This window comes from Paraburkholderia sp. BR10936, from assembly GCF_040965735.1.
Lineage (GTDB): Bacteria > Pseudomonadota > Gammaproteobacteria > Burkholderiales > Burkholderiaceae > Paraburkholderia > Paraburkholderia nodosa_A.
The window spans coordinates 306,514-325,507 of the sequence record NZ_JBFRCM010000008.1 but is presented as its reverse complement, the minus strand read 5'-3'; the positions used below and the strand labels follow the sequence as shown (position 1 = coordinate 325,507).

20 protein-coding genes and 3 pseudogenes are annotated in these 18,994 nt (G+C 58.6%); 11 read left to right on the top strand and 12 right to left on the bottom strand.

The features are described 5' to 3' along the window. The first annotated feature begins 165 nt into the window (after positions 1-165). Positions 166-723: a hypothetical protein gene (locus AB4Y36_RS19425; RefSeq protein ID WP_368683848.1), complete on the top strand. Its 558-nt coding sequence runs from the start codon at positions 166-168 to the stop codon at positions 721-723. A 136-nt stretch (positions 724-859) separates the two neighbouring features. Here AB4Y36_RS19425 and AB4Y36_RS19420 read toward each other — a convergent pair whose 3' ends face one another. The 11 genes from AB4Y36_RS19420 to AB4Y36_RS19370 form a co-directional block, all read right to left on the bottom strand. Continuing rightward, complete coding sequence (locus AB4Y36_RS19420; protein WP_368683847.1) at positions 860-1,285, bottom strand: hypothetical protein; 426 nt, start codon at positions 1,283-1,285, stop codon at positions 860-862. 923 nt (positions 1,286-2,208) lie between these two features. Continuing rightward, positions 2,209-2,337, bottom strand: a complete 129-nt coding sequence (locus tag AB4Y36_RS19415; RefSeq protein WP_342947821.1) for a hypothetical protein — start codon at positions 2,335-2,337, stop codon at positions 2,209-2,211. A gap of 1,058 nt (positions 2,338-3,395) precedes the next feature. Next, on the bottom strand, positions 3,396-3,524 hold the full coding sequence (locus tag AB4Y36_RS19410) for a hypothetical protein (RefSeq protein ID WP_342947820.1): 129 nt from the start codon (positions 3,522-3,524) through the stop codon (positions 3,396-3,398). Between the two features lie 122 nt (positions 3,525-3,646). After that, positions 3,647-3,862, bottom strand: a complete 216-nt coding sequence (locus tag AB4Y36_RS19405; RefSeq protein WP_368683846.1) for a hypothetical protein — start codon at positions 3,860-3,862, stop codon at positions 3,647-3,649. 32 nt (positions 3,863-3,894) lie between these two features. Further along, the gene (locus tag AB4Y36_RS19400) at positions 3,895-4,050 is read right to left on the bottom strand and encodes a hypothetical protein (RefSeq protein ID WP_342947818.1); all 156 of its coding nucleotides are present in this window, start codon (positions 4,048-4,050) and stop codon (positions 3,895-3,897) included. A 107-nt stretch (positions 4,051-4,157) separates the two neighbouring features. Continuing rightward, entirely contained in the window at positions 4,158-4,493 is a 336-nt protein-coding gene (locus AB4Y36_RS19395; protein ID WP_342947817.1) for a hypothetical protein, read from the bottom strand. Then, the gene (locus tag AB4Y36_RS19390; RefSeq protein WP_368683845.1) at positions 4,490-5,500 is read right to left on the bottom strand and encodes a PRTRC system protein D; all 1,011 of its coding nucleotides are present in this window, start codon (positions 5,498-5,500) and stop codon (positions 4,490-4,492) included. The genes AB4Y36_RS19395 and AB4Y36_RS19390 overlap by 4 nt, the downstream gene beginning before the upstream one ends. Before the next feature lie 662 nt (positions 5,501-6,162). After that, complete coding sequence (locus AB4Y36_RS19385) at positions 6,163-6,312, bottom strand: hypothetical protein (RefSeq protein ID WP_342947815.1); 150 nt, start codon at positions 6,310-6,312, stop codon at positions 6,163-6,165. A gap of 304 nt (positions 6,313-6,616) precedes the next feature. Then, the gene (locus tag AB4Y36_RS19380; protein WP_368683844.1) at positions 6,617-7,282 is read right to left on the bottom strand and encodes a hypothetical protein; all 666 of its coding nucleotides are present in this window, start codon (positions 7,280-7,282) and stop codon (positions 6,617-6,619) included. A gap of 380 nt (positions 7,283-7,662) precedes the next feature. Continuing rightward, entirely contained in the window at positions 7,663-8,406 is a 744-nt protein-coding gene (locus tag AB4Y36_RS19375; RefSeq protein ID WP_368683843.1) for an LrgB family protein, read from the bottom strand. Beyond that, on the bottom strand, positions 8,403-8,774 hold the full coding sequence (locus AB4Y36_RS19370; protein ID WP_254320353.1) for a CidA/LrgA family protein: 372 nt from the start codon (positions 8,772-8,774) through the stop codon (positions 8,403-8,405). The genes AB4Y36_RS19375 and AB4Y36_RS19370 overlap by 4 nt, the downstream gene beginning before the upstream one ends. Before the next feature lie 709 nt (positions 8,775-9,483). Here AB4Y36_RS19370 and AB4Y36_RS19365 point away from each other — a divergent pair. The 10 genes and pseudogenes from AB4Y36_RS19365 to AB4Y36_RS19320 all read left to right on the top strand — a co-directional run bounded on the left by AB4Y36_RS19365 (position 9,484) and on the right by AB4Y36_RS19320 (position 18,380). Next, positions 9,484-10,401, top strand: a complete 918-nt coding sequence (locus tag AB4Y36_RS19365) for an O-antigen ligase family protein (RefSeq protein WP_368603865.1) — start codon at positions 9,484-9,486, stop codon at positions 10,399-10,401. A 405-nt stretch (positions 10,402-10,806) separates the two neighbouring features. Next, entirely contained in the window at positions 10,807-10,971 is a 165-nt protein-coding gene (locus tag AB4Y36_RS19360) for a hypothetical protein (RefSeq protein ID WP_368683842.1), read from the top strand. 519 nt (positions 10,972-11,490) lie between these two features. Then, on the top strand, positions 11,491-12,507 hold the full coding sequence (gene istA / locus AB4Y36_RS19355; RefSeq protein WP_368683857.1) for an IS21 family transposase: 1,017 nt from the start codon (positions 11,491-11,493) through the stop codon (positions 12,505-12,507). After that, a complete protein-coding gene (gene istB / locus AB4Y36_RS19350) occupies positions 12,504-13,292 on the top strand; it encodes an IS21-like element helper ATPase IstB (protein ID WP_368683841.1) in 789 nt (262 codons plus the stop codon). Before istA ends, istB begins: the two co-directional genes overlap by 4 nt. Before the next feature lie 122 nt (positions 13,293-13,414). Further along, positions 13,415-13,696, top strand: a pseudogene (locus AB4Y36_RS19345) (transposase); the annotation flags it as partial. A 95-nt stretch (positions 13,697-13,791) separates the two neighbouring features. Next, positions 13,792-15,002, top strand: a protein-coding gene (locus AB4Y36_RS19340) for an IS3 family transposase (RefSeq protein ID WP_368605357.1) whose coding sequence is annotated in 2 segments (ribosomal slippage) — positions 13,792-14,107 and positions 14,107-15,002 — 1,212 coding nt in all. Because the reading frame shifts where the segments join, the coding sequence is not laid out codon by codon here. Between the two features lie 30 nt (positions 15,003-15,032). Beyond that, positions 15,033-15,407 (top strand): annotated as a pseudogene (locus AB4Y36_RS19335) (transposase); the annotation flags it as partial. A 129-nt stretch (positions 15,408-15,536) separates the two neighbouring features. Then, the gene (locus tag AB4Y36_RS19330) at positions 15,537-16,664 is read left to right on the top strand and encodes an IS110 family transposase (protein WP_368683840.1); all 1,128 of its coding nucleotides are present in this window, start codon (positions 15,537-15,539) and stop codon (positions 16,662-16,664) included. After that, a pseudogene (locus tag AB4Y36_RS19325) lies at positions 16,628-16,759 on the top strand (IS110 family transposase); the annotation flags it as partial. The gene AB4Y36_RS19330 and the pseudogene AB4Y36_RS19325, both read left to right, overlap by 37 nt. 553 nt (positions 16,760-17,312) lie before the next feature. Then, positions 17,313-18,380, top strand: coding sequence for an FkbM family methyltransferase (locus AB4Y36_RS19320; RefSeq protein WP_368603868.1), 1,068 nt, complete (start codon positions 17,313-17,315; stop codon positions 18,378-18,380). Positions 18,381-18,479: 99 nt separating this feature from the next. Here the strand turns inward: AB4Y36_RS19320 and AB4Y36_RS19315 are convergent, their stop codons facing one another. After that, positions 18,480-18,794, bottom strand: a complete 315-nt coding sequence (locus AB4Y36_RS19315) for a hypothetical protein (protein ID WP_368603869.1) — start codon at positions 18,792-18,794, stop codon at positions 18,480-18,482. Positions 18,795-18,994 lie beyond the last annotated feature (200 nt).

Here is an 18,994-nt window from a genome sequence, read left to right as displayed (position 1 = left end):
CGACAATCATCCAGCGACAATCATCAGGAAGGAGCGACAACCATGACCGAATAACCACCGACAATCACCCCGGTCGACCGGCCAAAATGATTGTCGGTAAACCGGCCATCCTGCTTGACGCTATCTAGGGGGATTATCGACGTGACGCCTGAAGACCGGAAAGCCATGATCGCATTCATCCAGGCAAGGCGCCCTGTTCTTACCGAACTGAAAACGATCATCGTGTCGACGTCTCCGGACACCGCATCACAGCAGGCTGCCGTAGAAACGCTTGTGGAACTAAGTGCAGCGGGTGTGGCTGCGTCCTGCATCCGGATACTGTGTACCGACGCCCCAGCGAACGCCACCCTCGAGGAGGTCTACCCCATCGTGGCCGAATATGCGCGTGAAGCAGAGATCGCGCTGTCGCCCGAGGCGACGCTTCCGGAATCGACGTCTTTTGCGAAAGCTCAGCAATTCAAGATGCCGATCGCGGCTGTCTTGAACCGCGCTGTCGATTTCGAAACCGAATTGACCGCGGCGCGACTCAATGGCGCACCCGAGAAAATCATGCATGGACTCGCCCACAAGGTGATCGCCCAGCGCGATCTTCTCGACACAGCGGGTGCGTTCAAACGCGTCGCTGAGGCACTCGGACTACCGTACATTTCGCAGGATGAGTGGCGTGCCGAATTCGCCCCGGCGACGAACCGTAAGCGGACGAAGGCAGCAGCGCTCGATTAAGGGCTTTCAACGCAACATGGCGTCGACGCCGCAACAAGGGGGATCGACGGCACACTTCCACTCAGTGTCCGTCGATCGGTTTATGCACGGCCTAACGTCTGCCGATTCGGATCCAGACTCTCGCCTGCCCGACTCTTCACGGGCGGCTGGCCTCCATGACTAACAAGCGCAACGCGTCCGTCACGTCCTCCTGCGTGACAGTAATCGAACCATCGCGCAGATACCGTAGAGCGGCAAGATCAAGGATTCGTTTCAGCGCGACATCTGTATCCGAGAAGAAACGATCCTGCAACGCACGCGCAGCGACGTCGGTGGTGTGGCGGGATACCGAAAAGATATCGCCCGCCATCATTCTTAGCCTCATACGGACATAGGAAGCTATCCAGCTGTCCCGTTTGTCAACGCATCCGATCAAGCAACGGCGACAACGCAAACCATCCTCTGCCCCATTGAAGACGCATGGTTCGTCGTGCAGTCCGTGCGTCATCTCAACACCGCATCTGTGTTCAGCAAACCCGAGATCCCGGACACGCTGGCATCGAGGCGTTTCATCGAACATCATCTCAACTCTCCTGTTAGCGAGGTTAGCGATCGCCTCGTTCCGGAGGACGTTCGCCAGCCTAGTATTCCGCTACCGTCGCAAAGTCAAGCTTGCGGCGGAGAATGTCATCAGGATGTCTAAATGACAACAGAACGATACCAGCCAAGACACCGGCAGCACCGACGTTAGGGAGTGGCTACGGTTTTCAAATGGAATGGCGTCGGCACATGCCAAGAACCGGCACCGCGTTGGAACGCAGCGTTCTTCACGTTCCGTTAATTCGCCGTGATGTCACAACCAGCGAGCGGCTCCGGGTAAGGCACCGACGCAGGCAACGCTCCTTCGCACCTTCTACGCAAGACAGGCTGCGAGGTTTGTCGGTTACGCCGACAGGTGTAACGCACGGGGTGCAGGGCGCAGGAGTCCAAGCATCGAATCCACGAAACCGGCCAGAAATACAGAAGGCCGCGTACGAAAACGCGGCCTTGATTGAAATCGATAGTGAAAGCTGAAACAGCAGTCGTTCGCTCAGTGCCAACGCACGCGGCGCTCACGATCTGCCTCACGGCTCTTTTTCACCATATAGCCACCGTAAAAGTAGATAACCAACCCGACACAAAGAGTAAAAAGTGAAAAACCCATGCTCATTCCCCGTGGAGTGAATGCCCTCTGTTTGCACATTCGTGGTCTGCCTTGCGACCGCCACGGTCCAAAACCAAGGCAAACGCGCTGAGTTTGATGGCGACTGCCAGGCCGCGAAACCCCAGCCCAGTATCGTCCCTGTCAGTAGACTATAGCAGTGTTTAGAGTAAGGCTGCCCGTGCCCATTTACTGCAACCGCGAGCGGCGCGCACGATCCGCCTCACGGCCCTTCTTCACCATATAGCCACCGTAAAAGGAGAAGGACAACGCGATAGCCAGAGCGAAGAGTCCAAAATTCATGATTATTCTCCGCGGACTAGACGTTCTCTTTTGGCACGTTTGCTGTCAGCCTTGCGACCGTTGCGCTCCATGATCATGGCAATACCGCACAGTCCCAACGCGACGATCATCGCGACAATGCCGAAACCCATATTCAGTCTCCGTTGAATCATCGTCCACGGGTTACACGTTCGCGGTTGGCCCTGCGACCGTTGCGGTTCATCACCAGGCCCAACGCGGCAAGTAAGACAGCGACTCCCAGCGCACCAAAACTCCAGCCCATCGTCGTTCTCCAGCCGTGGACGGTATCGAGTTATAGGGTAGCACGGCGGCGGCTCACCTCCACGGCCATTGTGAGCCGCCCCCGCCTCCCGCGGGCAAGCGTCCATCCCACGATAGCCTCTCAGAAAAAATTCTAAAGCCGCACCAAGCGCGCGGCAATGAATAGACAGTTGCGGCTCACGCGGCCGTCGTCCGTTCAGTCCGAATGCGATGGCCGTTCGCGATCCGCCTCCCGGCCCTTCCTCGTCACATAGCCGCCGTACCTGCAGATGGCCAATCGGACAATCAAAGCAAAAACGGCGAAACCCACAGGTATTCGACACGGAGTGGACACGCTCTGTTTGCACGTGCACTCAGCTTTGCTGACCGCCGCGATCCAAGATGATGCCAAGACAGCACAGACCCAACGCAACAAACATCGCTAGAAAACCAAGCCGAGCTATTTTGAACCATCGTGCGATCGAGAGGCGCGACCAGGATTTGCAGGCGCCTGCAGGGCTTTTGGCGAAATGATGACGCTTTTCTTGCAGCTTTTGATTCGCCGTTCGTCGCCGAGGGGCGTTGGCTTTCTCCCAAATATCCCACACCCTCAAAAACCCCTCAGAATTGCGAATTTCCTTTCAAATCAATGATATGACATCGACCTTTCCGGTGAAAAAGTTGCAGGCGCCTGCAACTTTAATTGTTTTTTTGCAACAATTTAATCTATTTCAGTCGTGATTCTTCATAATTGTTTCGAAAAGAAGATGTATCAAACCACGTTTCAGTCCCTTCACAGCGACGCTGGGATAGCACCGATCATTTCACTATCCGACATGCGCGCCTGTGCTTGCGGAGTCGCCTGTTGCCAACAAGCGCGCCGCACACGCTATGCGTGACAAGATTCGCGCACACGCTAACTCTTGCTACTAGCTTGGAAAACCCGCATTCAGTCTCCGTTGTATCGCCGCCCTCGGCTTGCGCGTTCGCGGTCGACCTTGCGACCGTTGCGGTTCATGACCAGGCCGAATGCGCACAGCACGAGCCCGACAGCCAGTGCGAAGAAACTCCAACCCATCGTCATTCTCCGTCCGCAGATGACACCTAGTTAAAAGATATCACCGCGGCGGGGCGAAAGCGGGCGGTGGTCTTTCCTTCTGTTCGAGCCACATCTTCGTGGCCCATCTGCACTATCAGGACTCACATGAACATGCGTCGACACCGGAGAAGCAGGGAAAATGCCATTCGTATCAGATACAGGAATCCGATGGCCCAGCTAAATCCCACACTGCCAATGGTAAAGAGAAACTTGCCGCTTTGTTGCATTCCTTCCGCGTAGAACCGCACCCCGAGGAATGCGAGCAGATGACAGGTCACCGCGATCACTGCGCGGCGCAAGAGCCAGTGCCAGTTCATGAAATCTCTCGCTGCTCTCCCGAATCTCTCCATCATTCTTTCCCCGACCTGTGGCACGCGTCGAAAAGAACGCCGCCGACTTTCCAGCCGGCGATCGCAACTGCGGCCAGGGCTGCGAGATAGACCCAGGAAAGGGGTTCGTCGAGGCGTTGTCCATGCAGGATGGCAAAGAGGCGTTCATATTCCATGTCGATTTTTTCCTTGACGTAGACACCCGGGTGCACAGCGCGACGCGCTGCGTCACCCGGGTCTGAACTCATCCTTGCACGCTGTTGGGAAAGTCAAGTTCGCGTAGCTAGTCGAGGTACCCGGCCAGTTGATTGAGCAGTTCTACGCTGAACTTCGGCGCAAGGTGCGCCGCATCATCTGTGGTCAAAGTCTGGAAGCCTTCGGTCGCGCTCGCGTCCTTCGCTGATAACCTCGACGTTTTGGGGTGCGCCGACGTGGACAATACGGATCCGAGCTGTGATGCTCGCGTACGCTGCATCAACTGTTCACGAAGCTCCGCCTCGGCAAGCGACCTGAATACGGTTGCGCGTTCGCGAGGCGTAGTGCAGCGGCTCAATCGTTCGTACAGCAGCGGCGAAACAAGAGGATTGATCGTAATCGTCATCTCAATTTTGTTGTTCATGTCGCCCCCCGTTCACGCGCGAGTCCAGCCTCCCCGACGAGCAGGAATCCGCGCGCGTTTGCGAGGCATGGCGAGTCGATCAGTTCGATGACAGCACGCGGGAACGTGTGCCGTATTGCAATGCTGTAGAGCGCTGCACCTCCGCCCGAAAGAATGATCGAGCGGATGTCGTGCAAGCGACCGACTTCGTTCTGCATTTCGGTCGCAAGGCTGGCCATGATCGGGTCGGCCAATGCGACATACCGTGCGAGATCGATCTTCTTGCCATAGAAATAGAAGGGAGCCCTCTCTCGCAACGCCTTGTCGATACGTTCGATGTCGTCGACCTGCTCGCCTTCGTCGCGTGAAATGAGTTTTGCGATGCGTTGACAAACGTGTGACGCGCCACCGGGAATGCCGCCACTGCGGTTGTCGTCCATCGTGAAGCCTCTCGCACAGATCCAGTCCGTCGTGAAATAGCCTACATCGACGAGAAGGTGCGCATCGTCACGTCCAAAGCCACCGCGGCGTCCGCTGGCCGCAAACGCAAGCGAACCCAGAGGCTGAGGGATGACCACCACCTTCTCGACCACGACGCGGCCGTGGCCAAAGTCATGTTCTCCGGCGAACTGCAGTTTTAGCTCCGTCGAATATGTTTCCAGGTTGTGAACGGACAGACCCAAGACAAGGCGCTCGATGTGGGTGACACCGGCGAAATGAAACGCGCCAAAAAGCAACGCCGCATAGTTGTCGGTCGACACATAGGCGTCTGCGAGCGCGCGGCCTGTCCTGCCGTAAGCCGCAGTTATCGGCACATCGGGGCCGACTTCGTATTCGATGCCGCCGATCGAGATCTTTGCGACCTTGCGGGTGGGAAACACGCTCTCACCGTAAGCTGAAAGCGCGCGGCTCGCGGCCAGCGGCGCGAGTGACGGGAATATGCCGGTGGTGACCGCGCCATTCGCATCGCGGTATGCGTACTTCGTGTTGCCATAGCCGACATCAACGGCGAAGACGGGGGTTTTCAAGTTCGGTGTCCTTGAGCGTGGTGGTGACAGGATTGTGCGAAAGTCGGAGATGATTTTTTCCTTCGCTTCGTTTTCCTAAAAACTCGGACCTGCACGCGCCGACTGCTTCGCAATGCATTCCACGGAAAACTCCGACTTTGCTGGATTCAGTCTATCGAGCAAGACGCCAGGGGAAGTCGGCGAATGCTCACAAGAAAGGAGGGGCTTTCGTTCGCCTGTAGCGCCTCACGCCCTGCCCCCGAACTTCCGTCGCAGCAATCCGCGTCTCAGCTTGCAAAATGACAACCGATCCGCACTAGCGCGGACGTCGAGCCGTTAGCTCGAACCAAGTACGCACCGATCCAGCATGCGAAGCCCCAGACGCTTCAGGCTGCATGGAAGCGATTACCGCCCGCTGAGCCGTATTCAGAGACTCAGAAAGGAAAATGCCAGACAGGTTGTCGGGCGTGCGAACGATGCAAGCCCACTAGAGGCATCTAAATACACCCAGCGCATCCGTAGCGCTCAGTAGTCAGACCAAGCGAAAGGCGAAGAAGAGAAGCGCCGGTGTCATCTCGCGAAACGCACACGTGTGCCGCAGCACACGAAGTTGGAGTGCGTCTCTGCCGGGCGCCGACAGAAGCGATAGAGGGCGATTCGCGAACATGTACCGCGCCGATTTGCTAGACGAATAGACGAATCGCCGCCCGCAGCTTACGTTCAGCGCGCGTGCCATCACGAATCCCGGAGAGCTTGCTCAGAAAACGCGTTCGTGGGCTAGCGGCCGCGCGCCCCAATCCGTGGATGCGGCGAGTGATGTTGTCGGTCAGCATGTGCATTGTCGTGTACTTGCGACGTAGCACGGAAAGAGAAGTCATGGTCCGCAGACGTTGCGGGCTATCATGGCGGAGATGGAACGAATATCGCCCCGTATTGTTATTCGACTGAGGTCGAAGTCTGCTTCAGGAATGCGCGCAACGGATCACATGTCGTTTGCTTTCACCGGGCGCGATCAAGACCGGTGAGCGTTGCAAGTCAGACATGAAAGCGAGAGCAATCGTGAGTCTCCTCGAGAAAATCAACCGAGGGCCGAGAGTATGTCGTCCCCGTTTAAATTTCGGTATCCGCAGAGCCGCCCTAAACTTCGCGACGCGGCTTAATGTTTGGCGGTCCGACTTTAGCTCGGGACGCGGCCATTCTGAGCCGGCGTTGCGCACTCTCAGCGGCCGCATTTTGACGGTCCGACAGGCCAATTTTGAAGAAGATGAAGTTTCTTACAATAAATTCTTCCAGATCGGAAAGATGCGGCAACAATTGATCGAGGTCAGGGATATCTAGGCGCAAGGACTTTTTGTCGCGTGCCAGGCGGACGCGTACCGCTCTCGGCGTGGGTCTTGGGAGTCGGTCGAAAACTGCGAACTCAAGGATGTCATCTAGTGCGACGAAGCCCGCGCGCACCGCTTCGCGTACGCGCGAGATAAACATTGCTGCACCAAACTTATCGATCGCGCTCAGCAGCAGTTCACCGATCCGGAAGCTAACGTGCTTCGCCCCGCCGACAGCCTCGACGACTTCCATCGGGATGCGCGTAAGAGCGATCGCTTTTGAAATGTTCGACTTGGAAATCTCGAGCGATCTCGCCAAATCACTTTGCGACGACCACAGGCGCCTTGTGAGCATGTCTCTATAGAAGCAGCCTAGCGCGTAGTGCGAAGCGCCTTCAGCGCGCATTCTTTTGTGGACGGCTCTGGCAGTTACCTTGTTGGGTATTGCCTTGGAGGTGGTTTTCGGTTCCGTGCTCATGAAACTTAGTTGCCTCGAATTAGTGTCAGCCGCAGCACGCTGGGAATCGTTATTTGGACGTATTATCGATAAATAGGTTAATAATTCTATCGAATTTTACCAGAATCACGTCAAATTGACCCATTTTAAGCAACTATCTCGTTTAGGCGCCTAAACGAAAGCGCCCCCCGAGTGCTGGTAAGTCCTTGTTCTTAATGGGATAGTCTCACGCATCAAGGTGTGAAACGCTTGAAACGAAGGATAGCACCGCTCGCGAGCCGAAATTCGGGCAAAAGCTACACCGAAACAGCGCCATTCCGGGTTTAGCCGTTTAGGCGCCTAAACCACCGGTGTGCCGAGGCTCCTACTGGAGCAGTACGCCCACCAGCGCCGAAAATTTTCTACATCCACCGCAGCAGGACCGGCAGCAACACAGGCACGACAAACGCGGTGAACACACCGTTGAGACCCATGCCGAGCCCGGAAAACGCCCCCATTTCCTCGCTCACCTGAAACGCACGCGCGGTGCCGATGCCGTGCGACGCGACGCCGATCGCGAAGCCGCGCACCTCGGTCTCTCGCACGCGAATCACGTTGAGAATCCAGCGCGCGGTCACCGCGCCGAACACGCCCGTCGAGATCACGAGCACGGCGGTGAGCGATGGGATGCCGCCGATCTTGTCGGCGACGGCCATCGCGATAGGAGTGGTAACGGACTTCGGCGCGAGCGAGGCAATGGTCTGATGCGAGGCGCCGAAGAGCTTCGCGACGCCGACCGCCGACACGATCGCCGTGAGCGAGCCCGCAACGAGCCCGCCAAGCAACGGCAACGCGCCGCGCTTTAGCTTGCCCCACTGACGATAGAGCGGCAGCGCGAGCGCAACCGTGGCGGGACCGAGCAGGAAGTGCACGAACTGGGCGCCCTCGAAATACGTGCGATACGGCGTATCCGTAATCTTGAGCGCGGTTACGACGAGCGCCACGGCAATCAAGACCGGGTTCGCGAGCGGATTGTGCTTCGCACGCGCGTAAATATTGATGGCGATGAGATAGGCGACGAGCGTGACCGTCAAGCCGAGCAGCGGCGTGGCGGCGAGATAGACCCAGATGGCGTCGAGTTTCGTGATGGGCAGGCGACTATTCACGATGCGCCCTCCCCGGCCGTTGGGTTGCGTCGTTGGCGACGCAGCAGCGCGCGCGTGACGAGCGCCGTCACCGCGATGCCGAGCGTCGTGCTCACGACGAGGCTCGCGATCACGGCGAACGCCTCGCCGCGTACGGCCTGCGCGGACACCATGATGCCGACGCCCGCCGGAATGAAGAGTAGTGAGAGATGGCGCAGCAATTCGAGCGCGGTCGGCTCGATGGCCTCGGCGGCGGCGGGCCGCATCAACGCGAAGGCGAACAGGAGCAGCATGCCGATCACGGGACCGGGCACGGGCAGCGAGAACACGTAGGACACGCTCTCGCCGAGACACTGGAAGATCAGGAGGGCGGCAAGGGAACGAAGCATGGCTGAGACTATGGCGGGGGCTGGAAACATGCGCGGCGCGCGCAGTGTAGCCCAATGGCGGGGAGGTGTAGTGAATCTTCATACCTGTGGGCGATGTGCGCGCTCCTCGTTCGCGGCTATAAAACGTACGCGTTCCGTTTGCTCCCGATTTTTATCCGGACGGTCGCGTTCACCAAAGTAGTGCACAGTTTTCCAGGGGTGGACTCGAATGTGGAAAATGTCCGCGTACAATAGTGCGATTCTCGTCAAGCTTCGCACCCACAAAGCTGCGTAGTGAGGACGTAACACGGGGACGTAGTCCAAACAACCGCCCTCCCATACAGATAACAGCAGTGTAGTGATGCCGACAGCAGTTACGATTGATTCCCGACGCACCGCGCCAAGCGACTGGCTGACCGCGGCTTTCCTGCTCGCCTTTCCCTCGATTGCCATGCTCGTGCAAGGCGCTTCGAGCGCCGTATCGATCGGTGCGGGTGTCATTTCGCTGGTGGCACTCTGCTCGCGGCCCGCAGGCGCGCCCTATGGCTATGCGCGGCTTGAGCGTTACGAACTCGCGTTATGCATCGCCCTTTGCGCCCCCGTTGCGGCCGTCGCGCTCAGCACGCTCTCGCACGGGCATCCCATGTTCAAAACCTGGGACTCGCCGTCGCGGTTCCTGCTCGCGATCCCGATCTTTCTCGCCCTGCGGCGCGCGCCGCCGCGAATCTTCGTGTGGGCGGACCTCTCCTTTACGCTGGGAGCCCTGTCCGCGCTCGCGCTCGCCCTTTTTATGCCGCGCGATTGGGGCGAAGGTCGCATCGGCAGTTCTTTCCTGAACCCGATCCATTTTGGCGATCTCGCACTCGCGCTCGGCGTGCTGTCGGCGATCGCAATGAACTGGTGGCGCAAGGACTCGGCGCTCTGGCGAGCGCTCAAGGTCGCGGGCCTGTTTGCGGGCCTTGCTGTTTCGATGTTGTCTGGCGCGCGCGGAGGCTGGGCGGCGATCCCGCTTGTTGCCTTGCTGATCGTCTGGGAACTCGGGCGCAACAAGTCGTTTCACTGGAAGGTCCTCATGCCTGTGACGGTTGCGGTGCTACTCGGGCTCGTGTACGGCCTCTCGGGGACAGTGCGCGATCGCGTGAACGGGGTGTCGTCCGACCTGACCCAGTACACGCAAGGTCACCGCGACACATCAGTCGGCATCCGTCTGCAGCTCTATGAAGCGGCTGCGACGCTGATTGCCGAAAATCCGGTGCTTGGACTCGGTGGCGACGGGTTTCGCGACAAGATGACTTTGATGGCAAAGCAAGGTGCGCTGACCCCTACCGCGGCAACGTTCGGAGAAGGCGAAGTGCACAACCAGTTTCTCGCTTACATGGCCAACTACGGCATTGTGGGCGGCCTTGCCCTGCTTGCGATCTACGTCGTGCCGGCGGTCTTTTTCGCGGCGAAGCTCAAGTCCGCATCGAGGACAACGCGACGCACGGCGCTCATGGGCCTGTCCTTCGTCCTTATGTTCTTCGTCTTCGGGCTGACGGTTGAGACATTCGATCTGAAGAGCACGGTGTCTTTCTACGCAACCATGATGGCCGTTCTCGCGGCGATCGTGCAACGCACAGATGATAAAATCAACTCTTTCGAAGGCTGATCGTCACGAACGGCGGTGAGCAACGAACCGCCGCTTCGCATCGGTTTGGTAACCGACCTCGGCGTGGGGCTATTCTTTTATGCTAGGCTCCAGAGGACTTGGCGACGCCCCCCGAGGCGATTACTATGAGCGAACTCACAACGAGTCTGCTAACCAGGGGTGGCGCCGCTGCAGCACGAGCGCGCACGATCACATGGCGCGCGAAGAAAGCACTTGATTTTTCTCATACTGTTAATACGAACTCCGCACACTATTCACTCGCATACGGAGCGCGCTGTGTGCCCCCCTTTTTACACCGCGCCACCGGCACCGACGGTCTATCCTCTGACTGCCCTGCGGCACCTTTGAGACGTCTCACGTCGCAATGCTCACAAGATATCCAAAGCGGCACTGTTGGCCAGCGCAATGATGTTCACCGGCGACTCACTGATCGTTCAACCGTTTCCGATCCTTGCTGAAGCCTTGCGCTCCGTTAAGCATGGTATGGCGTTGCTCGCGGAATTTAAATCTCGCGCGCTAAGGCAGCGCATGTTAATTGCCCAAATCAAAGTGGGCTATACAAAGGCATGACTTAATTCTCCGTGTAGCTGGGATCGTCAGCATGACTCGATCGTCCTCGTGCGGACGATAGTAGGGTTCCTTTGCGTCTTGAAATGCTCGAGCCCACAAGTCGTTTCGGTCTGCCACGCGCCGTTCTGGCTCACATCAATTCTTTTACAGCCCGCAAGCGCGATTTCAGTGTGACCGTCATCGCGCACGTGCTGTATGCACTCGCATGCGGTTGAACGTCGAATGCACCAAGACACGGCGTTCCGCTTCGCGCCTCACTTTCTTGCACGCAGACTATTCCACCGCTGCTAACCGGAGACTCTCAGCTGAACCCTGAACCGCCTTTTGTCCAACTTTTTGCGCTTCCGGATCGCAGCAGTTCAACGTCGCACGCAACCCTTTCGACCCAAACTAATGGAATGGACGCCCCCACCCGAACCGGCATCGGTGTGCCAAAGTTGTTAGCGCCGATGTAAAACTGACCCACCCGCCGAAGTAAACTTGACCCACCTGGGAGAGGATGGCGGCTTTTTGCCGCCGATGCTGACTCAGGAGCAAGCAGTGGAAATCAAGGTATTGGCAAGACGGGGAACGGCGGTGCGCGAGATAGCGCGGCAGACGGGTTTGTCGCGCAACACGGTGCGTCGCTATCTGCGCGATGAGCAGGCGGGCCGTTACAGGCAACGTGAGCCACGTCCAATGAAGCTCGACCCGTTCAAGGACTATCTGCTCGAGCGCGTTGCCGCAGCACGACCGAAGTGGATTCCGGCGACGGTGCTGCTTCGCGAACTGCAGGAGGCCGGCTACGAAGGCGGTATCAGCCAGCTCAAGGCATTCCTGGCACCCTACAAGCGTGCAGAGCCCGAGCCGGTGGTGCGGTTCGAGACACCGCCGGGCAAGCAGATGCAAGCCGACTTCACGGTCATCCGTCGTGGCCGCGCGCCGCTGCTGGCGCTGGTCGCGACGCTCGGATACAGCCGCGCGAGCTTCGTGCGCTTCACCGCCGGTGAGGACGCTGCCACGCTGTGCGAGTGCCTGCGCGAAGCGTTCGTCTACTTCGGCGGCACACCCGAGCACGTGCTGTTCGATAACGCGAAGTCCGTGGTTGTCGAGCGCGATGCGTTCGGCGATGGCGAGCATCGATGGAACACCCAATTGCTTGCTGTTGCCGAAACCTATGGCTTCACGCCGAAGGTCTGCCAACCCTATCGTGCCAAGACCAAGGGTAAGGTCGAACGCTTCAACCGCTATCTGAAGGAGAGCTTCGTGGTGCCGCTCGCAGCCACACTCAAGCAGTCAGGACTGAAGCTGGACGTCGAAGCCGCCAATGCGCGTATCGGACGTTGGCTCGCGGAAGTCGCCAACGTGCGCGTGCACGCCACCACGCGCGAGCGTCCGGTTGCGAGGCTGGCACTTGAGCAGGCAGCGCTGCTGCCGTTGCCCACGCCGACATCAGCACCAGCGCCTGCGCCCGCGAAGCTGCGGCGGGTGCTGCCACGAGAGAGCCTGCAGCATCCGCTTTCGGTGTATGACGCGCTGCTGGAGGTGGCTGCATGAATCTCCAGCACGAACGGATTGCCAGCCTTTGCAAACAGCTGAAGCTCGAACGCATCTCCAGTGACTGGGGAGCGCTCGCACAGCACACGGCAACGACCGACGCCAGCCATGCGGACTTCCTCGAGCAGTTGCTAACGGCGGAACTCGGTGCGCGTGAGGAGCGCAAGCGCCAGACGCTCACGAAGCTCGCGTCGTTGCCCGCCATCAAGACGCTGGAGCAATACGACTTCGGCTTCGCCAGCGGTGCGCCACGGGCGCAGATACAGGAACTGGGAAGTCTGGTGTTCATCGAGCGGGCCGAGAACGTCGTGTTGCTCGGCCCATCTGGGGTTGGCAAGACGCACGTCGCCAGCGCACTGGCATATCGGGCAACACAGGCTGGTATCAAGACGCGGTTCATCACAGCCGCCGACCTGATGATGCAACTGGCGACGGCGCGCCAACAGAATCGTCTTCGGGAGTTCATCAACCGGGCGGTTATCGGGCCGAGGCTGCTCGTCATCGACGAAATCGGTTATTTGCCGTTCGGGCGCGAGGAGGCGAACCTGTTCTTTAATGTCGTTGCCAAACGATACGAACGCGGCTCCATTGTGCTGACGAGCAACCTGCCGTTCACGCAATGGGCCACGGCGTTTGCTGATGACCAGACGCTCACGGCCGCCATGCTCGACCGGCTCTTGCATCACGCCCACATCGTGCAAATCAGTGGCGAGAGCTATCGACTGAAGGACAAACGAAAAGCGGGACAAACGGGAACGCGGGCAAGCGCGAAAGCAGCCGCGTGACACAGGCCCTGGGTGGGTCAGATTTACTTCGGCGAATCACCGAAAGGCGGGTCAGAATTCAATCGGCGTTGACACAAAGTGGAAGTGTCGAAGCTACCACTTAATCGAGGAGGGCGCCCAACATGAATATTGCGACGATTGGCATTGATTTGGCAAAAACCGTTTTTGCAATTCATGGCGTGAATGAGCACGGTCGAACCGTGCTGAAGAAAGTGCTAAAGCGTGATCAGATGGCGGCGTTCTTTGCCAACCTGCCGGCGTGTCTTATAGGAATGGAGGCATGTGGTAGCGCCCATTACTGGGCTAGAAAGCTGCAGGGCATGGGACATACTGTGCGCCTGATGGCGCCGCAGTTCGTGAAGCCGTATGCGAAGGCAAACAAAAATGATGCCGCGGATGCCGAGGTGGAGCGGCCCCCTGAATCGCCGGACACAGTCTCCCGCTTAAACTAACGGGTAGGCATAAGACTGTGTTTTTGACTAACACCGGGCAGGAAGTGATGGAAGTGTTGACGGGCCCCGAGCGTCGGCGGCGCTGGACGGCGGAGCAGAAGCTGGCGATGGTGCGGGAGAGCCTCGAGCCGGGGAAGTCGGTTTCGATGGTTGCGCGCCAGCACGGCGTGAATCCGAACCAGTTGTTCCACTGGCGCAAGCTGTACCAGGACGGGAGCCTGTCAGCGGTCAAGGCTGGCGAGGAGGTGGTTCCGGCGTCGGAGCTGGCCGATGCACTCAAGCAGATTCGTGAGCTGCAACGGATGCTCGGCAAGAAGACCATGGAGAACGAGATTCTCCGCGAAGCAGTCGAGTATGGCCGTGCAAAAAAATGGATAGCGCACTCGCCCTTGCTGCCGGAGGACGACCAGTGAAGCTGGTTTGTGAAGTTCTCGGCGTGTCGCGCTCGAACGTATCGGCAAGAATGTCGCGTCCGGCGACATGGCGCGATGGCCGTCAATCGAAGCAGACCGACGATGCGACCGTGCTCGAGGAAATCCGCCGTGTCGTCGGCGATTTGCCCAGCTATGGGTATCGACGGGTTTGGGGCACGTTGCGCAACGAACGCGTTGCGGCTGGGCTGGTGCCGTTCAATGCCAAGCGAGTCTATCGCGTCATGCGCGCACACGGGCTGCTGATGGAGCGTCGACCGATTCCACCCCGGCCGCAACGCCGGCACGACGGAAAGGTGGCTGTAGCGCGCAGCAATCAGCGTTGGTGCTCGGACGGCTTCGAGTTTCGCTGCGACAACGGCGAGCCGCTGCGCGTGACGTTCGCGCTGGACTGCTGCGACCGTGAAGCGATGAGCTGGGCGGCCACGACGGCGGGCCATAGCGGCGACATCGTGCGCGACGTGATGCTGGCTGCGGTGGAAAATCGCTTCGGCAATGCGCTGCATACGCCATCCGAAATCGAGTGGTTGAGCGACAACGGCTCGGGCTACACTGCCGACGACACGCGGAGATTTGCAGTGGGCATAGGCCTGAAGCCATTGACCACGCCGGTGTGCAGCCCGCAAAGTAACGGGATGGCCGAGAGCTTCGTAAAAACCATGAAGCGCGACTACGTCGCCTTCATGCCGAAGCCGGATGCAGAGACTGCTGCTCGCAACCTGGCCATCGCGTTCGAGCATTACAACGAGAAGCATCCCCATAGCGCGCTGAAATACCGCTCGCCCCGCGAGTTTCGGCGCTCGATAGATTCAGCAACCTCAGTGTGAGGCTGTGTCCGGGATTACAGGGTCAACTCCAGTGAGTCTGGGCTTGTTATCCCACAAGGAATCACACACCTCGCCGGGCGAGTACCCGGCTTGCTCGAAGACGCGACCAACGAATTGACAGGATCCTTTCGGCAGCTGATTGAGCGTCTCCTGGAACACGTGAAGGAACTCGACCGCCAGGTCCGTGAGCTGGAAGCGCAAATCCGGGTGATGCACCGCGAAAACGAAGTCAGCTGCAGGCTCGCGCGCGTGCCGGGCATTGGTCCGATTACTGCGAGCGCGCTAGTGGCCTCTATCGGTGATGCCAAGAGCTTCGCAAAGGGGCGCCAGCTTGCTGCATGGCTGGGTCTGGTGCCCAGACAGAACTCCAGTGGCGGCAAGAATGTGCTGCTGGGCATAAGCAAGTCAGTATGACTCCCGTTCGGCAAGGCTGGCCGCCGTGCGGTTGTAGACGCGGGTTAGCATTGCTGCCAGAGCCGCATTGAGCGGGGACGAAACCACGGCTCAACGGTTCATTCCGACGCGGAGGCCAGCATGGAACACGATAGCACCCTGTACGTGGGCCTGGATGTCCACAAGGATTCGATTACGGTCGCCTATGCAGTTGGGATGGGCGACGTCGAACTGTTCGGCAAAGTCGGCACCATGCAGATTGACGTGGATCGGCTGTGCAAACGTCTGCAATCGAAAGTGCCACATATCTTCTTTGTCTATGAGGCCGGCCCTTGCGGTTACGGCCTCTACCGACGGCTGATCGATAAAGGTTTCGATTGCATGGTTTGCGCACCATCACTAATTCCCCGCAAGCCAGGTGAGCGTGTCAAGACGGACCGCCGTGACGCGATCAAGCTGGTACGCTCGCTACGCGCCGGCGACCTTTCGGCAGTGCATGTGCCCACGGTTGAAGACGAAGCGTTTCGCGACCTGGCACGCGCCTGGTCGGCCGCCAGGGAAGACCTGAAGGCAGCGCGCTGCCGGCTCAAATCGTTCCTGCTTGCCCACGGTGTTCACTATCTCGGCCGTCCGAACTGGGGACCGACACACAGGCGCTGGTTAAGTACGTTCTCATTCGATAGTGCGTGGCAGCAACTTGCGTTTAACGAGCATCGGCGCACGATTGAGGACCGGCTCGCGCAATGCCAGCGACTGGAAGTGGCATTACGTGAGGCCGTTCCCGACTGGCGTTTCTATCCGGAGGTACTCGCGTTACAGGCCATGCGGGGAATCAACTTCACGTCGGCGATCGGCCTGGCGTCCGAATTGGGCGACCTCGGGCGCTTCGAACATCCGCGACAGCTGATGGCATGGATTGGCGTGACACCATCAGAGCATTCATCCGGTGGAAAGCGACGCCAAGGCAGCATTACCAAGACTGGCAACAGCTACGCGCGCAAGCTGTTGGTCGAATCCGCCTGGAGCTATCGGCATCCTGCACGGGTGAGTATCGACATCCAGCGCCGGCATGAAGGTCTACCCAAACCGATAATCGATCGTGCCTGGGACGCTCAACTAAGGCTATGCCGCCGGTATCGGAGACTCGTAGCCAAAGGCAAATCCGCACATGTTGCCATCATCGCTGTCGCGCGCGAGCTGGCTGCCTTCATCTGGGACGTCGGTCGAATAACTTGCTGCAGCGGCGCAACGCGAATGTTACCGCGGTAGCACTCGCAAACAAGAACGTGCGCGTCGTGTGGGCACTATTGACTCATGCACGCGAGTTCCGAAGTGACTACATGGCGAGCGCGAGTGCGGCATAAACTTCGATGCACCTATAAATTGTAACGAACAGCAGGGGACTTCAGCCGATTGCACAGGCAATCAAGATGTGATGGCGAAATAGGTAAGACCGTGGTCAGGAAAATCTGATTGATCCAGTGTGCGCGAGAGCACGCCAAACTGATGAGACCTTGACCAGCAAATTCCATAAGGGACCGCCGGCGAGTGCCGTGCGAAGTCCGAATGCATGGCCGCAATCTTGACCTATAACCTGTCACGAACTGAGCGCTTGGCAAACTGGGGGCGTCCATGCATGAATCAAGCGTCCTCTGCGGAGAGGTCGCCATCGCAGGCGGCGGCAATAGGGTGGGGCCCTAATTTGAGTCCCGAACTCGCGTGAGGGGGACAGGCCGAAACGCCGGACAAAGGAAGAGAGCGTTATGGGATGGTGATCGACAGGCGTCATCCTACCCGACGCAACGAAGCGTAAGGATCTGCGATAGATAGATCGGTTACACTGATCTCGATCCGGAAGAAACATCAATGCATTCGTAACTCGACATTCGTAACTCGAAAATGTGAGAAACAGCGAGTATGCGTATCCCCTTCGGCCTTCACCGGCGCATCCCAAGAGTGCGCCGTGTTCTTGAGCTGCTTGCCCAAACAACTGTCGAGCGTGACGCCCTCCGCGAAGAACGGAATCGCCTGTGTGAGCAGTTGGTTAGTGCGAGAATTGAACGAGATGCTTTTGAGCAAAGCTGCTCTGAACTGAAAGAGAGGTACGAAGCAACGGCCGCAGAGCTTGCCACGTTGCAGCAGCGGAACGAGCGTCTTGACAGGGCATTGGCGGAACGCGTCGCGGGTGAACATCCACTTCTCTACGGGAACTCGGACGCCCTGATGGGAGAAACGTCTAAACGGATCTGGTCCCTAATCCGCCCCATGGATGTCATTGGGAAGAGGCTGATCCGCAAAGGCCGCCCGCATGACGGCGGCTACATCATGGTCGACAGCGGCCTCCAAGGTGCCATCGCCTATTCGCTGGGCATCAACGATGACGTCTCGTGGGACCTCGACATGGCGAACCTTGGCTGCCAGATCTATCAGTACGATCATACGATCGATGCGCTCCCGGTTGAGAATCCGAACTTCCATTGGTTCAAGAAGGGAATTGCAGCGCTCCCGACCGCGGACGGAACGCTCGATCGCCTTGACGATCTGATTCGCCGCAATGGCCACGCCGAACGCGACGACTTGATCCTGAAGATGGATATTGAGGGCTTCGAGTGGGAAACGTTTGAGGCAATGGACGAAGGGACTCTGCAACAGTTCTCGCAGATCGTGCTTGAGGTGCACACTCTCGTTTTGGGTGGCTCCGAACTGCAGGCAAGAATTGCTCGGGTCTTCGAGAAGATTTACCGATCGCATCAGCCAGTGCACGTGCATGCGAATAACCACGGCTACGTCGGAATTGTGGGCGGCGTAATGATGCCCGACACAATGGAGTTAACCTACGTTCGTCGTGCCGACCACCAGTTCGCGCTCTGCCACCGCATGTTCCCAAGTGAATTTGACATGCGATGCCGGACAGACGTACCGGACTTTTTCTTGGGACCGCTCGGGGCTCTACCCGAGGTAGATCTCGGAGAGAGCACATCATGATTTAGCCCGCCTAACTTCGACGGCCTTTCAGGCGGATGCAATACAAATGCGGTAAGAAAGAATAAGTAGACGGCGAAGAATTGGAACTAAAACCCCGACTCAAATTTCGTCTTCGAAATACGTGCGATACGGTGTGTCGGTGATCTTGAGCGCGGCGACCACGAGCCCCACGGCAATCAGCACTTGGGTCGCACGCGGATTGTTACTTGCGCGAGTGTAGATATTGATGTCAGCAAGATCCGCAACAAGCGTCACGGTCAAGCCGCGAGGTAAGCCCCCAATGGCGTCGAGCTTCGTGATGGGCAGGTGGCTATTCACTAGGCAGCGTCGCCAGCTGTCGGGTTGCGCCGCTGGCGCCTCTACAACGCGTGCATAACGAGCGCCGACACGGCAATGTTCGAGCTTCGTGCTCACGACAAGGCTTGCAATCACGGGACCGAGCACAAGCAGCGCGAAGACGTAGGATACGCTTTCGCTGGGACACTGGAAGGTCAGGATGGCGGCAAGGGAACGAAGCACAACTCAGGTTGGCGCGAGGCCGAAAGGCGGAGATCGGCGCACATACCGTGCGGGCCTTGGGGCGGAAGGCTACCGGAACCCGACGCTCCCCACAC

What these genes read in the sequence shown, in the direction of transcription:
- AB4Y36_RS19425 (WP_368683848.1), top strand. Translation starts at nt 166, where the DNA reads ATGATCGCATTCATCCAGGCAAGGCGCCCTGTTCTTACCGAACTGAAA.
- AB4Y36_RS19420 (WP_368683847.1), bottom strand. Translation starts at nt 1,285, where the DNA reads ATGATGTTCGATGAAACGCCTCGATGCCAGCGTGTCCGGGATCTCGGG.
- AB4Y36_RS19415 (WP_342947821.1), bottom strand. Translation starts at nt 2,337, where the DNA reads ATGGGTTTCGGCATTGTCGCGATGATCGTCGCGTTGGGACTGTGCGGT.
- AB4Y36_RS19410 (WP_342947820.1), bottom strand. Translation starts at nt 3,524, where the DNA reads ATGGGTTGGAGTTTCTTCGCACTGGCTGTCGGGCTCGTGCTGTGCGCA.
- AB4Y36_RS19405 (WP_368683846.1), bottom strand. Translation starts at nt 3,862, where the DNA reads ATGAACTGGCACTGGCTCTTGCGCCGCGCAGTGATCGCGGTGACCTGT.
- AB4Y36_RS19400 (WP_342947818.1), bottom strand. Translation starts at nt 4,050, where the DNA reads ATGGAATATGAACGCCTCTTTGCCATCCTGCATGGACAACGCCTCGAC.
- AB4Y36_RS19395 (WP_342947817.1), bottom strand. Translation starts at nt 4,493, where the DNA reads ATGAACAACAAAATTGAGATGACGATTACGATCAATCCTCTTGTTTCG.
- AB4Y36_RS19385 (WP_342947815.1), bottom strand. Translation starts at nt 6,312, where the DNA reads ATGCTGACCGACAACATCACTCGCCGCATCCACGGATTGGGGCGCGCG.
- AB4Y36_RS19380 (WP_368683844.1), bottom strand. Translation starts at nt 7,282, where the DNA reads ATGAGCACGGAACCGAAAACCACCTCCAAGGCAATACCCAACAAGGTA.
- AB4Y36_RS19370 (WP_254320353.1), bottom strand. Translation starts at nt 8,774, where the DNA reads ATGCTTCGTTCCCTTGCCGCCCTCCTGATCTTCCAGTGTCTCGGCGAG.
- AB4Y36_RS19360 (WP_368683842.1), top strand. Translation starts at nt 10,807, where the DNA reads ATGATGTTCACCGGCGACTCACTGATCGTTCAACCGTTTCCGATCCTT.
- istA (WP_368683857.1), top strand. Translation starts at nt 11,491, where the DNA reads ATGCTGACTCAGGAGCAAGCAGTGGAAATCAAGGTATTGGCAAGACGG.
- istB (WP_368683841.1), top strand. Translation starts at nt 12,504, where the DNA reads ATGAATCTCCAGCACGAACGGATTGCCAGCCTTTGCAAACAGCTGAAG.
- AB4Y36_RS19330 (WP_368683840.1), top strand. Translation starts at nt 15,537, where the DNA reads ATGGAACACGATAGCACCCTGTACGTGGGCCTGGATGTCCACAAGGAT.
- AB4Y36_RS19320 (WP_368603868.1), top strand. Translation starts at nt 17,313, where the DNA reads ATGCGTATCCCCTTCGGCCTTCACCGGCGCATCCCAAGAGTGCGCCGT.